Source organism: Streptomyces sp. NPDC007991 (assembly GCF_042958445.1).
GTDB lineage: Bacteria > Actinomycetota > Actinomycetes > Streptomycetales > Streptomycetaceae > Streptomyces.
Genome location: NZ_JBIBJD010000001.1, coordinates 718,062 through 730,794, shown reverse-complemented (window position 1 = coordinate 730,794; position 12,733 = coordinate 718,062). Strand labels below are relative to the sequence as shown.

At 71.8% G+C, this 12,733-nt stretch carries 13 protein-coding genes; 4 read left to right on the top strand and 9 right to left on the bottom strand.

The window, feature by feature from the left end; all coding sequences use genetic code 11:
- Positions 1-5: 5 nt before the first annotated feature.
- The 8 genes from ACFZDA_RS03105 to ACFZDA_RS03070 all read right to left on the bottom strand — a co-directional run bounded on the left by ACFZDA_RS03105 (position 6) and on the right by ACFZDA_RS03070 (position 7,458).
- Complete coding sequence (locus tag ACFZDA_RS03105) at positions 6-1,688, bottom strand: protein kinase (RefSeq protein ID WP_391073958.1); 1,683 nt, start codon at positions 1,686-1,688, stop codon at positions 6-8.
- Positions 1,689-1,781: 93 nt separating this feature from the next.
- Entirely contained in the window at positions 1,782-3,170 is a 1,389-nt protein-coding gene (locus ACFZDA_RS03100) for a solute carrier family 23 protein (protein ID WP_391073955.1), read from the bottom strand.
- A gap of 219 nt (positions 3,171-3,389) precedes the next feature.
- Positions 3,390-4,769: an 8-oxoguanine deaminase gene (locus ACFZDA_RS03095; protein ID WP_391073953.1), complete on the bottom strand. Its 1,380-nt coding sequence runs from the start codon at positions 4,767-4,769 to the stop codon at positions 3,390-3,392.
- Positions 4,770-4,888: 119 nt separating this feature from the next.
- On the bottom strand, positions 4,889-5,785 hold the full coding sequence (gene pucL, locus ACFZDA_RS03090; protein ID WP_391073950.1) for a factor-independent urate hydroxylase: 897 nt from the start codon (positions 5,783-5,785) through the stop codon (positions 4,889-4,891).
- 6 nt (positions 5,786-5,791) lie between these two features.
- The gene (gene uraH, locus ACFZDA_RS03085) at positions 5,792-6,184 is read right to left on the bottom strand and encodes a hydroxyisourate hydrolase (RefSeq protein WP_391073948.1); all 393 of its coding nucleotides are present in this window, start codon (positions 6,182-6,184) and stop codon (positions 5,792-5,794) included.
- Positions 6,185-6,191: 7 nt separating this feature from the next.
- Positions 6,192-6,701: a 2-oxo-4-hydroxy-4-carboxy-5-ureidoimidazoline decarboxylase gene (gene uraD / locus ACFZDA_RS03080; protein WP_391073945.1), complete on the bottom strand. Its 510-nt coding sequence runs from the start codon at positions 6,699-6,701 to the stop codon at positions 6,192-6,194.
- A 140-nt stretch (positions 6,702-6,841) separates the two neighbouring features.
- The gene (locus ACFZDA_RS03075) at positions 6,842-7,210 is read right to left on the bottom strand and encodes a helix-turn-helix domain-containing protein (protein ID WP_391073942.1); all 369 of its coding nucleotides are present in this window, start codon (positions 7,208-7,210) and stop codon (positions 6,842-6,844) included.
- Complete coding sequence (locus tag ACFZDA_RS03070) at positions 7,207-7,458, bottom strand: hypothetical protein (protein ID WP_391073940.1); 252 nt, start codon at positions 7,456-7,458, stop codon at positions 7,207-7,209. The genes ACFZDA_RS03075 and ACFZDA_RS03070 overlap by 4 nt, the downstream gene beginning before the upstream one ends.
- A gap of 138 nt (positions 7,459-7,596) precedes the next feature.
- Between ACFZDA_RS03070 and ACFZDA_RS03065 the strand changes: the two genes are divergently transcribed.
- From ACFZDA_RS03065 to ACFZDA_RS03050, 4 genes are all read left to right on the top strand, one after another.
- Positions 7,597-8,418 (top strand): TIM barrel protein, encoded by an 822-nt coding sequence (locus tag ACFZDA_RS03065; protein WP_391073937.1) that lies wholly within the window; start codon positions 7,597-7,599, stop codon positions 8,416-8,418.
- Positions 8,419-8,444: 26 nt separating this feature from the next.
- The gene (locus tag ACFZDA_RS03060) at positions 8,445-9,341 is read left to right on the top strand and encodes a 2-hydroxy-3-oxopropionate reductase (RefSeq protein WP_391073934.1); all 897 of its coding nucleotides are present in this window, start codon (positions 8,445-8,447) and stop codon (positions 9,339-9,341) included.
- A gap of 379 nt (positions 9,342-9,720) precedes the next feature.
- Positions 9,721-9,957, top strand: a complete 237-nt coding sequence (locus ACFZDA_RS03055) for a hypothetical protein (protein WP_391073931.1) — start codon at positions 9,721-9,723, stop codon at positions 9,955-9,957.
- Between the two features lie 181 nt (positions 9,958-10,138).
- The gene (locus tag ACFZDA_RS03050; RefSeq protein ID WP_391073929.1) at positions 10,139-10,744 is read left to right on the top strand and encodes a TIGR04222 domain-containing membrane protein; all 606 of its coding nucleotides are present in this window, start codon (positions 10,139-10,141) and stop codon (positions 10,742-10,744) included.
- A 76-nt stretch (positions 10,745-10,820) separates the two neighbouring features.
- On the opposite strand, the gene gcl is transcribed toward ACFZDA_RS03050, so the two are convergent.
- Positions 10,821-12,605, bottom strand: coding sequence for a glyoxylate carboligase (gene gcl / locus ACFZDA_RS03045; protein ID WP_391073926.1), 1,785 nt, complete (start codon positions 12,603-12,605; stop codon positions 10,821-10,823).
- Between the last annotated feature and the right edge of the window lie 128 nt (positions 12,606-12,733).

The window sequence follows — 12,733 nt, the reverse complement described above, 5'->3', positions numbered from 1 at the left end:
CCCCCTCAGGCCGCCTTCTTCCAGACGGTCATGTCCACCATGAGGGAGGCGAGCTCCGGCAGCGCGGTCGACTTCGTCTGGACCACGAGCAGGGCGATGTCCCCGGAGGGGTGCCTGACGCAGATCTGGCTGCCGGCCGCCACCGAGGCCAGCGTCCAGCGGTGGCGGTCGGCAGCACCGAGCAGGAGCCGGCACTCGTCGAGGGAAACCGCCTCGTCGGTGAACATCTGGACGAACACGCTGGTGTCGCTCTCCAGCTCGCAGCTCGGGTTCTCACAGTTGAGGCGGATGTCTCCCTTGCGGTCGTCGCGCCAGAGCGGCTTGTCGAAGCTGAGCGAAGTCTTCGCGTTCAGCAGCAGTGGCGCCTGCGTGATGACCTGCGGTGACGTGGACGCGGCCGGGGACGGACGGGACGCTTCCGGAGTTCCGCCGCCCGCTTCCGCATCAGCCTCCGCTCCCGACGCGGGCCCGGAGCCCGAGCGCGCCCCCTTCGACGACTCCGGCGCGGCCGACCGTCCGGACTTCTCCGGGCCGGGCGTCGACGGTGCGCCCGCCACCCAGTCCCGGAATCCGTTCCCCGCGTCGGCGACCGTCCAGACCAGTCCGGTCAGCACCAGCGCCCCCGCGGTCACGGCCCCGGTCGTGATCAGGGCGGTGCGCCGTCTGCGCGCCCGTCCCTCCTGCGGTCCCGGCGGCCGCGTCTGCGGCTGTGTGACGACCAGCGGCTGCCTCTGCACCCGCGTCGGGTCGAGGGGTGCCGGGGAGACCCAGGTGGCGTCGAGGTCCGCCGGGGAGGGGACCGTCACCTCCGGCCCCATGACGTCCCGCCAGACGGCCGGGCCCGCGCCCGCGTCGGCGTCCGTGCCCAGCCCCTGCCGGCACCTCTCGACGATCTCCGCCAGAGCGGCCCGCTCCTCCGGGGCGGCGGCCAGGCACCGGGCGATCAGCGGACGGAGCTGCTCGGGCAGCAGGGACAGGTCGGGCTCGTCGTGGACGATCCGGTACAGCACCCCCACCGCGGAGCCGTCCCCGTACAGCGGCCGGCCCAGCGCCGCGAAGGCAGCCGTCTGCCCCAGCGCGAAGACGTCGGTCGCCGCCGTGACCTCGCCCCCGGACGCCTGCTCGGGAGCCATGAAGTGAGGAGTGCCGACGGTGGCGCCCGTGGCGGTGTGCGAGGTGAAGTCGGCGGCCAGCGAGATGCCGAAGTCGATCACTCGCGGCCCGTCGGCGGCCAGCAGCACGTTCGACGGCTTGAGGTCCCGGTGCACGATGCCCGCCCCGTGGATGGCCTGCAGCGCCTCGGCCACCCCCGCCATCAGCCACAGCACCGCGGGCACCGGCAGCGGCCCGCCCCGGGCGACGGCCTCCGTCAGGGACGGGCCGGGCACGTACAGCGTGGCCGCCCAGGGCGGTGCGCCGTCCGCGTCGGCGTCGATCAGCTCGGCCGTGTACGCGCCCCGGACCCGCCGGGCCGCCTCGACCTCCCGTCGGAACCGGCGCCGGAAGGCCGGGTCGTCGGCCAGCTCCGGCCGCACCACCTTGATCGCCACCGGCCGGCCGCCCTGCGTGTGCGACAGGTAGACCCGGCCCATGCCGCCCGCGCCGAGCCGGGCGGCCAGGCGGTATCCGGCCACCACGGGCGGATCGTCCGCCTGCAACGGCTGGAACACCTCGGTCGCGTGGTTCATCGGTCCGTCTCCCCCTCGTCCCCTGCCCCCCGGTCAACGGTGAGTTGACCGAGGCAGAAGCCTAAGCGGAGTCCGGAGCTGTTTTCGCCGGTCTCACGGTGCGGCCGGGGACCGGGGGACTCCCGTGATCTGCTCGCCCGCCTCCATCGGATGGGTCACGTCGTGGGCGTCCCGGTCGCGCGGGCCGAGGTGGTGGAAGACCAGGTTCAGCAGGACCGCCGCGACGCAGCCCGTCGAGATGCCCGAGTCCAGGACGATCCGCGCCGTCTGGGGGAAGGCGTGGTAGAACTCCGGCGCCGTGATCGGGATGATGCCGACGGCCAGGGAGACGGCCACGATCAGGACGTTGTCGTCCTTCTCCAGGCCGGCCCGCACCAGGGTCTGGATGCCGCTGGCCGCGACCGAGCCGAACAGGACCACGCCCGCCCCGCCGAGCACCGGGCGCGGTACGACGGCGATCAGCGAGGCGGCCATCGGGCACAGGCCCATCAGCACCAGGAACCCGCCCCCGGCCGCGACGACGTACCGGCTGCGGATCCGCGTCATCGCGACCAGGCCGATGTTCTGCGCGAAGGCGCTGCACATGAAGCCGTTGAACAGCGGGCTGATCGCCGAGCCGAGGGTGTCGGCGCGCAGACCGGCCGCGATGGTCTTCTCGTCGGCCGGGCGGTCGACGATCTCGCCCAGCGCCAGCATGTCGGCGGTCGACTCGGTCATCGAGACCACCATCACCACGCACAGGGAGAGGATCGCGGCGAGCTGGAACTGCGGGGCGCCGAAGTGGAAGGGCGTGGGGAAGCCGATGACCGCCGCGTCCGTGACCGGGCCGAAGTCCGTGGCGCCGAACGGAATCGCGATCAGCGTGCCGGCGACCAGGCCGAGCAGCACGGCGATCTGCTTGACGAAGCCCCGGGTGAAGCGCCGCAGCAGCAGGACGATCACGAGGGTGCCCGCGGCCAGCCCCAGGTTGGTCGCCGACCCGTAGTCGTGCGCCGCCGGGTCGGGACCCTGCGCCCAGCCGAAGGCGACCGGGAGCAGGGAGACGCCGATCAGGGTGATGACCGTGCCCGTCACCACCGGCGGGAAGAAGCGGACCGCCTTGCAGAAGACGGGGGCGGCTATGAAGCCCAGGAGTCCGGCGACGATCACCGCGCCGAAGATGAGCGGCAGGGCGTCGGACTTGTCCTCGGTGGAGGCGACGATCGCGGTCATCGGGGCGACACCGGCGAAGGTGACGCCGTTGACGAACGGCAGCCGGGCGCCGATCTTCCAGATGCCGAGGGTCTGGAGGAGCGTGGCGAGGCCCGCGGTGAACAGGCAGGCGCCGGTGAGGAAGGTCAGGTCGCCGGCGGTCAGGCCGATGGCCGCGCCGACGATCAGAGGTGGGGCGACGACTCCCGCGTACATGGCGGCCACGTGCTGCAGGCCGGTCGTCGCCATCTTGAGCGCGGGGAGTTTTTCGTCAACGGGGTGGTCGGCCACGGCGGCTTCCCTCCGGTCGGTTACACGGCTGCGCCGGATGACGGCCGTGGGTGTCAAGGAGGTGGTGCTGGTGGTCGTGCGGGACCGGACATGCGGCGGACGGGGTGGCCGTTCCGGGGCGCGCGCGTGCGCGCGCCCCGGAGAGGCCGCCGTGGACCCCGCTCGGGTCCGCGGCCACCGGCCGGGAGCCGTCCCTCCCGGCCGGAGTCATCGGGGGGTTCAGGCCTGCGCGGCGATCCTCGCCAGCCGCCGGGCCTCGTCCCGCGTGGCGCGGGCGATGGCGTCCTCGTCGGCCGTGAGCAGCCGCCCGTCCTCGACGATCTGCCGGCCGTTCACGAAGGAGGCGGTGACCGGGGCCGCCGCGCCGAAGACCAGGGCGGTGACCGGGTCGGCGATGGAGGCGTGGGCGAGGGTGTCCAGCTTCCACAGCACGAGGTCGGCGAGCTTGCCGGGCTCCAGGGAGCCGGTCTGCGCCGCCCGGCCCAGCACCTGGGCGCCGCCGTAGGTGCCCAGGCGCAGCGCCTGGCGGGCGTTCAGCGCGGCCTCCTTGTGCGCGCCGAGGCGGTTGATGAGGAGGGCGTTGCGCAGCTCGGTGTGGAGTTCGCCGGACTCGTTGGAGGCGGTGCCGTCGACGCCGAGGCCTACGGGGACGCCGGCCGCGAGCATGTCGGGGACGCGGGCGATACCGGCGGCGAGGCGGGCGTTGGAGGAGGGGCAGTGCGCGACGCCGGTCCCGGTGCGGGCGAAGGCGGCGATGTCGGAGTCGTTCATGTGGACGCAGTGCGCCATCCACACGTCCTCGCCGAGCCAGCCGGTGGACTCGAAGTAGTCGGTCGGGCCCATGCCGAACAGTTCGTGGCAGAACTTCTCCTCCTCCACGGTCTCCGAGCCGTGGGTGTGCAGCCGTACGCCGAGGCGGCGGGCCAGCTGGGCGCCGTCGCGCAGCAGTTCGGTGGAGACGGAGAAGGGCGAGCAGGGCGCGACGGCGACCTGGGTCATCGCGTCGAAGGAGGAGTCGTGGTGCTGCCGGACGGTCTCCTCGGTGGCGGCCAGGGCGCCGTCGAGGGTCTCGACGGCGAAGTCCGGGGGCAGGCCGCCGTTCTTCTCGCTGCGGTCCATGGAGCCGCGGGCGAGGGTGAAGCGGACGCCCATGTCGCGGGCGGCGCCGATGATCGCGGCGGACAGGTCGCCGGAGCCGTGCGGGAAGACGTAGTGGTGGTCCATGGCGGTGGTGACGCCGCCGCGGGCCATCATCGCGAGCGAGCCCTGGGCGGCCGCGCGCACCATCGGCTCGTCGATGCGCGCCCAGACCGGGTACAGCGCGACCAGCCAGTCGAAGAGGTTGTGGTCGGTGGCCAGACCGCGGGTGATCCACTGGTAGAAGTGGTGGTGGGTGTTGATCAGTCCGGGGGTGACGAGGTGACCGGAGGCGTCGATACGGCGTACGACGTTCTCCAGGCCCTCGGGGGCCTTGCCCGCGCCGAGCGACTCGATGCGGTTGCCCGCCAGGACGACGTGCCCGCAGGCGTACTCGGTGTCGTCGTGGTCGACGGTCGCGATCGCACAGTTGTCGATGACGATGCGCTGGGCTGCTGCCATGGTTCGTCCTTTGCGCTGGGATGGAAGGGGCACGGCAGGACCCTGGGGGTTTGAGTGCCGTGGCCGGGAAAAGGGTTCCCCGGCCACGGGTGCCGAAAGACGGAACGTCAGCAGGGACGTCAGAGGTTGGTGAGGTCCACGGGGATCCTCGCCTCGCAGCCGTCGCGCAGGACCGTCGCCTCGATCAGGCCGTAGGGCCGGTCGGCCGCGAAGTACACCTCGTTGTCGTTCTGCAGTCCGAACGGCTCCAGGTCCACCAGGAAGTGGTGCTTGTTCGGCAGCGAGAAGCGGACCTCGTCGATCTCGTCGCGATGGTCGATGATGCGCGCGCCCATCTGGTAGAGCGTCTGCTGGAGCGAGAGGGAGTACGTCTCGGCGAAGGCCTGGAGCAGGTGCTGCTTCGTCTGCTCGTAGGACGCGTCCCAGTCGGGCATCCGCTGCTCGTCGGCGGACCAGTTGAAGCGCCAGCGGCCGGTGACGGAGGTCGCGAGAATCCGGTCGTACGCCTCGGGGAGCGTGGTGTACTTGTCCTTCACGTAGCCCCAGAACTCGGAGTCGGTCGAGTTCAGCACGGTCAGGTCCGTGAGGCCGGAGACGACCTCCCAGGTGTCCGAGTCGTACGTGATCTGGGCGAGCCGGGTCTCCTGGCCCTTGCGGACGAAGGAGTGGGCGCCGGCACCGGGGGTCTCGATCCGTTCCCAGGTGTACTCCTCGATGCGGATCCGGGCCCTCCTGATCGGCTCCTGCGAGGTCACGAAGTGGCGGGCGAGGTGGATTCCGAACTGCTCGGCGGACTCGATGCCGTGCTCCTTGGCGAACGCGTACACCGTGTTCTTGGTGGTGTCGGTGGGCAGGACGTTGGCGTTCGAGCCGGAGTAGTGGACCTCGTCCATGTCGCCGCTCAGCGACACGGAGACGTTCAGGTCCTTGATGTGGTGGGTGGCGCCGTCCCGCGTGATCCTGACGACTCGGTTCTCGGCCTTGCCGTACTGGTTCTGTCCCAGAATGGTGGGCATGAGTAGCTAGCTCCCTCGGTATACGGAGTAGCCGAACGGGTTGAGCAGCAGCGGTACGTGGTAGTGCTCCCCGGGCGTCACGGCGAAGGTGACCGCCACCTCGGGGAAGAACACGGCACCGCTGTCCCGATTCGCGGGGGCGTCCTGCTGCGCATCGGCTTGTTTCTTGTCGAAGTACGGCTCCACCGCGAAGTCGAGCCGTACATGGGTGGTCCCCTCCGGCAGGGCCGGGAGGTCCTTGCACCGGCCGTCCGGGTCGGTCGCGGAGCCGCCGAGCGCCTGCCAGCCGGCGTCGCGCCCCGAGCGGGCGAAGAGGCGGACGGCGACGCCCCCGGCGGGGCGGCCGACGGACGTGTCCAGGATGTGGGTGGACACGGACGCGGTGGCGGAGGTGCTCATGCTGCTGTCAGTCCTCTTCGACGAGTCGGGCCAGACGGATGCGGTTGATCTTCCCCAGTTCCGTGCGGACGATCTCCCGCTCCCGCTCCGGCGTGTTGCCGAGCCGTTCCCTGACCGCATCGCGCATCTGCTCGCCGGTCCGGCCGGTGGCGCAGATCAGGAAGACATGGCCGAACTTCTCCTGGTAGGCGAGGTTCAGCTCCAGCATCTGAGCCCTGAGCTCGCCGGAGGCGCCGGCCATGCCGCGCTGCTCCCGGGCCGAGGCGGAATCGCCCGGTTTCGGGCGGCCGATGGGCGGGTGACCGGCCATCGCCTCCGCGAGGTCCCGCGCGGTCAGCTCCGCCATGGCGGCGTCGCTCGCGGCGTACAGGGCCTCGGGGGTGGCGAAGGGCCGGGCGGCGAGCAGGCGCTTCGCCCACGCCGTGGAGGCGCACGCCTCGTGGAGCGCGGTGAAGGCCGCGTGCTCCTCCAGGGCGTTGAACCGGGCCAGGCCCGGCGGCATGGAAGTGGACGTCACGGGAGCCTCCGTGGCCGGTACGGCCTTCGTGCTGAACGGGCGTGCCGACAGCTAACGCCCTCCCACGACAGCGCGTCAACAGTTTGTTGAAAATTCCGCGTGACGAAACCCGCGGGCGGCGAGAGAGGGCGCGGGCCCGGTCAGGTCCCCTTCTCGCGGTTGAGGTAGTTGTAGACGGTGAAGCGGCTGACACCCAGGGCGCTCGCCACGGTCTCCACCCCGTGCCGCACGGAGAAGGCGCCGCGCGCCTCGAGTATCCGCACGACCTCCTGCTTGGCCTTGCGGTCCAGGTCGGCCAGGGGCATGCCCTTGCGGCGCTCCATGGCGGCCAGGATGTGATCGAGGGAGTCGGCGAGCTGCGGCAGCCGCACGGCGACGGCGTCGCGGCCCTCCCAGGAGAGGACGACGTCGTCGGGGCCGGCCTCGTCGGGCGGGATCAGTTCGCCGCCCATGGCGTCCACCAGGGGCTTCACGGCCGCGATGAACGGCTCGTCCCCGGTGCCGCTCATGCCCCGCCCTCCTCGATCACGTTGACCTGGAGGGTGACGCGGGTGGCGCCCGCCTCCAGGGTCCTGCGGAGCAGCGCGTCCACGGCGGTGAGCACCGCGTCGGCACCGCCCTCGGCGGTGTTGCCGAACGGACCGACGTCCACGGCGTCGAGTTCGGCGGCCTCCACGACCTCACGGGCCACCAGCGCGTGCGCGGGCGCCTCGTCGAGGTCGAAGGGCTCGGTCGTGAACTCCACTCTCAGTCGCATGCTGCCCCCAGAACCGTCGTGACCTGAGCGACCCTAGCGCCTCCACTCCCTTGACAAGCCACGACACCAACGGCAGTCTTCCGGTAGACAGAAAACAACTTCCACGATACGAAATAAAGCGGAAGGGAGCGCGGCCCGATGGGATTCGCAGACCAGCGCTTCAACGTCAACCTGTCGATCCTCTTCACGGAACTCCCGCTCCTGGAGCGCCCCGCGGCCGCCGCCGCGGCCGGTTTCACGGCGGTCGAGCTGTGGTGGCCCTGGATCGACTCGCCCACCCCTAAACGGTCGGAACTCGACGCGCTGAGGAAGGCCGTCGAGGACGCGGGCGTCCGGCTCACGGGCCTCAACTTCTACGCCGGCCGGCTGCCCGGCCCCGACCGCGGCGCCCTGTCGGTCCCGGGCGAGGAGTCGGAGAGGTTCCGCGCCAACGTCGACGTGGCGGCCGACTTCGCCGCCTCCCTCGGCTGCACGGCGCTCAACGCCCTGTACGGCAACCGAGTCGAGGGCGTGGACCCGGCCGAGCAGGACGCGCTCGCGCTGGAGAACCTGGCGCTCGCGGCCCGGGCCGCCGACCGGATCGGCGCGATCCTGCTGATCGAGGCGCTCAACCGGCCCGAGTCGCCGTCGTACCCGCTGGTGTCGGCACCGGCCGCGGTCGGCGTCGTCGACAAGGTCAACGACGCGACGGGGCTGGGCAACGCCCGCTTCCTCATGGACCTCTACCACCTGTCCATGAACGGCGAGGACCTGCCGCGGGCGATCGAGCGGTACGCCGCGAGGACCGGCCACGTACAGATCGCCGACAATCCCGGCCGCGGCGCCCCCGGGACGGGCTCGCTGCCCCTCGAAGACCTCCTCGACCAGCTGAACAAGGCGGGCTACGACGGCTGGGTCGGCCTCGAGTACAAGCCGGGTGACCGCCCGAGCGCCGAGGCCTTCGACTGGCTGCCCCGCTGACCCCCGCACCGAAAGGCATCCCCACCATGACCACCACCGCCCTGCCCAAGATCGCCTGGATCGGCCTCGGCATCATGGGCTCCCCCATGTCCGAGAACCTCGTCAAGGCGGGCTACGACGTCACCGGCTACACGCTGGAGCGGGAGAAGCTGGACCGCCTCGCCGCCGCGGGTGGCACCGCCGCCGGTTCGATCGCCGAGGCCGTGCGGGACGCCGACGTCGTCATCACGATGGTGCCGGCCTCCCCACAGGTCGAGGCCATCGCCTACGGCCCCGACGGCATCCTGGAGAACGCGAGGTCCGGCGCCCTGCTGATCGACATGTCCTCGATCACCCCGCAGACCTCCGTCGACCTGGCGAAGGCGGCCGGCGACAAGGGCATCCGCGCCCTGGACGCCCCCGTCTCCGGCGGAGAGGCCGGCGCGATCGAGGCCGTGCTGTCCATCATGGTCGGCGGCGAGCAGGCCGACTTCGACCGGGCCAGGCCGATCTTCGAGGCGCTCGGCAAGACCATCGTGCTGTGCGGCCCGCACGGCTCCGGCCAGACCGTGAAGGCCGCCAACCAGCTGATCGTCGCCGTGAACATCCAGGCGTGCGCCGAGGCCGTGGTCTTCCTGGAGAAGTCCGGAGTGGACCTGAGGGCGGCCCTGGACGTCCTGAACGGCGGCCTGGCCGGCTCGACCGTGCTGACCCGCAAGAAGGACAACTTCCTCGGCCGGGACTTCAGGCCGGGCTTCCGGATCGACCTGCACCACAAGGACATGGGCATCGTCACGGACGCCGCCCGCGATGTCGGCGCGGCCCTGCCGGTCGGCGCCGTGGTCGCCCAGCTGGTCGCGTCCCTGCGCGCGCAGGGCGACGGCGGCCTGGACCACTCGGCGCTGCTGCGGGCCGTGGAGCGGCTCTCCGGCGCCCCGGTCTGACCTCGCGGATCCCGGGTTCACCCCCCTACCCCGGGCGGCGCCGCCGCTGACATGTCCTGTCGCGCCCAAAGGGGCGGCGCCGCCCGGCCCAGCCATGCCCGCATCGCACGTCCACGCCGTCGGCCCGGAGGTCGGGCGGCGCGTGGAGGAGGCGGGCCGCGGCGGAGTGTGAGCCAGTGCGGTGGTGAAGGACCCGGGCGGGCTTCTCGACCTGAGGGAGGCCCGTCGCGGACTCCGTCGCACCCGCCGCGGTCCTCGTACCGGCACCCCACCGGCCCCGTCCGGCGGCGCGAACGTCCTGTCGCGCCCAGCCTCGCGCCGTCGGACGGCCGGCCCGCCCCGGGGTGCGGAACCGGCCCTGCCGCAGCAGCCTGAAGGCATGGCACCTCCCACCGAGCACCCGCATGTAGTGGTCCATCCCCCCGCGCTGGACGGATCCCGCCGGGTCACCCTGGGCGAGGAGCCCCTGGGCGTCGCCACGCACGCCGACGACGTCGCCGAGATCCTGCGGCTGGCGGACCTGTACGTCACCGACGTCGCGGAGAGCGACCTCGTCGAGTGGCAGGGCGGCGGCCCGGACGACTGGCCGGGGCTGTCGGAGCACCACGAGGCGTGAAACGGCCCCGCACTCCTTTGGCCGGCGCGCGTACGGCACCGGTCGTACCTCGTGTACGGAACCCTCAAATGAACCTCTGAACCCGGCCCCGGGGGCTTCAACCGCCCCCGGGGCCGGGCACATTCTCGGCACACGGGCCCGCCGGCACGGGGGCGGCGGGCCCCGGCACGGGGGTGAAGCCATGGGTGACGGTACGGCGGTCCGGCTGGAGCCGCACGAGATCGCGCTGCTGGGGGACGGCCCCCGGGCCGCCGTCACCGTCACCGTGGTGGATCTGCATCTGCGGGGCCTGGTGGTGGCGGACCGGCCGGGGACGATGCGGGCGGGTGTCGCGGACGCCGTGAGCGCGCAGCGGCCGCCGTCTCCCCTGGCCCGGGAGGTGCATTCCCGTCTCCACGAGCCCGCCGGTCTGCGGACGCTGGTCAAGGACCCGGGCGTACGGCTCGCGGTGGCCCTGATGCGCGTCCCGCTCGCGGAGGCGGGCCTGCTGCGCTATCCGCTGCTCGGTCCGACGCGCGGTGCCCGCCGTCATGTGCGGGAGCTGCGGCAGCGCCACCCGCTGCCGGCCGGCAGGCGCGGCCTCACCGACCAGGACCGGCTGCTGGCCATCGCCCTGCACGGCGAGGCGGCCCTCAGGCTGCTGGTGCCGCGCTTCGCCCTGCGGGCCGGGCTGGTCCGCAGGGCCGAGGTGGGCGGCAAGGGCCTCCTCAAGCACTCGCCGCGCGGCACGGGCGGGGGCGCAGGGGGCTACTACTCCTGCGGTGGAGGCGGAGGCGGCGGGGACTGACGTCGGGTCCGGTGTGCGGGAACGCGGCAGGGGCGGCCCCTCCTTTCGGACGGGCCGCCCCTGTGCTGTGCGGGGATCAGACCTTCAGCGGCTTGATCGAGGTCGGCGCGTGGCCGGGCTCGGTGGCCGGCTCCTCGAACTCCACGACGTTGCCGATGTCGTTCGTCGTCGACATGGAGATGTTGGTGACGCGTTCCAGGATCGCCTCGACGACGACCGGGACCCGGTACTGCGCGGCGAGCTTCTTGGCCTGCTCGAAGGCGGCGCCGAGTTCGGCGGGGTCGGTCACCCGGATCGCCTTGCAGCCGAGGCCCTCGGCGACCTTGACGTGGTCGACGCCGTAGACGCCGAGTTCCGGCGCGTTGATGTTCTCGAACTCCAGGTTGACCTGGAAGTCGATGTCGAAGGCCCGCTGCGCCTGGCGGATCAGGCCCAGGTAGGAGTTGTTGACCAGGACGTGGACGTACGGGATCTTGTGCTGCGCGCCGACCGCCAGCTCCTCGATCATGAACTGGAAGTCGTAGTCGCCGGAGAGCGCGACGACGGACGCCTCCGGGTCGGCCCGGGCGACGCCGAGCGCGGCCGGGACGGTCCAGCCGAGCGGGCCGGCCTGGCCGCAGTTGATCCAGTGGCGAGGCCGGTAGACGTGCAGCATCTGGGCACCGGCGATCTGCGAGAGGCCGATGGTGGAGACGTAACGGGTCTCCCGGCCGAAGGCCTTGTTCATCTCCTCGTAGACGCGCTGCGGCTTGATCGGGATGTCGTCGAAGTGCGTACGGCGCTGGAGGGTCGCCCTGCGCTCCTGCGCGGCCTCGGCCCACGCCGAGCGGTCGGGCAGGGTGCCGGCCGCCTTCAGCTCGCGCGCCACCTCGACGAACAGTTCCAGCGCGGCCCTGGCGTCGGAGGCGATGCCGTAGTCGGGGGCGAAGATCCTGCCGATCTGGGTGGGCTCGATGTCGACGTGGACGAAGGTCCGTCCGGCCGTGTAGACGTCGAGCTTGCCCGTGTGGCGGTTGGCCCAGCGGTTGCCGATGCCGAGGACGAAGTCGGACTCCAGGAACGTCGCGTTGCCGTAGCGGTGCGAGGTCTGCAGGCCCACCATGCCGGCGTTCAGCTCGTGGTCGTCGGGCAGGACGCCCCAGCCCATGAGGGTGGGGACGACCGGTGTGCCGGTCAACTCGGCGAACTCGACGAGCAGTTCGGCGGCATCGGCGTTGATGACCCCGCCACCGGCGACGATCAGCGGCCGCTCGGAGGCGTTCAGCATCCCGAGCGCCTTCTCGATCTGGGCGCGGGTCGCGGCGGGTTTGTAGACCGGGAGCGGCTCGTACGTCTCCGGGTCGAACTCGATCTCCGTGAGCTGGACGTCGATCGGCAGGTCGATGAGGACCGGGCCGGGGCGGGCCGAGCGCATCAGGTGGAAGGCCTGCTGGAAGACGCCCGGGACCTGCGCGGCCTCCAGCACCGTCACGGCCATCTTGGTGACCGGCTTGGCGATCGAGGCGATGTCGACGGCCTGGAAGTCCTCTTTGTGGATCACGGCGGTCGGGGCCTGGCCGGTGATGCACAGGATCGGGACGGAGTCGCCGGTCGCGGAGTACAGGCCCGTGATCATGTCGGTGCCGGCCGGGCCGGAGGTGCCGACGCAGACGCCGATGTTCCCCGCGCGGGTGCGGGTGTAGCCCTCGGCCATGTGCGAGGCGCCCTCTACATGGCGGGCGAGGGTGTGGTGGATGCCGCCGGAGGCCTTGAGCGCCGCGTAGAAGGGGTTGATCGCCGCGCCCGGGACACCGAACGCGTCGGTGACGCCCTCGCGCTTGAGGATCTCAACTGCCGCGCGGGCAGCGGTCATTCGAGCCATCGAGTACTCCTGCTTCGGCCGTCGGATTCGCACTCCCGTCGCGCCCCGCGGTGAGCTATTCCGTAATATGGAAACTAACTTCTACTATCTGGAATGAATGTATGCGCGGCGGATGAAGGGCGTCAAGA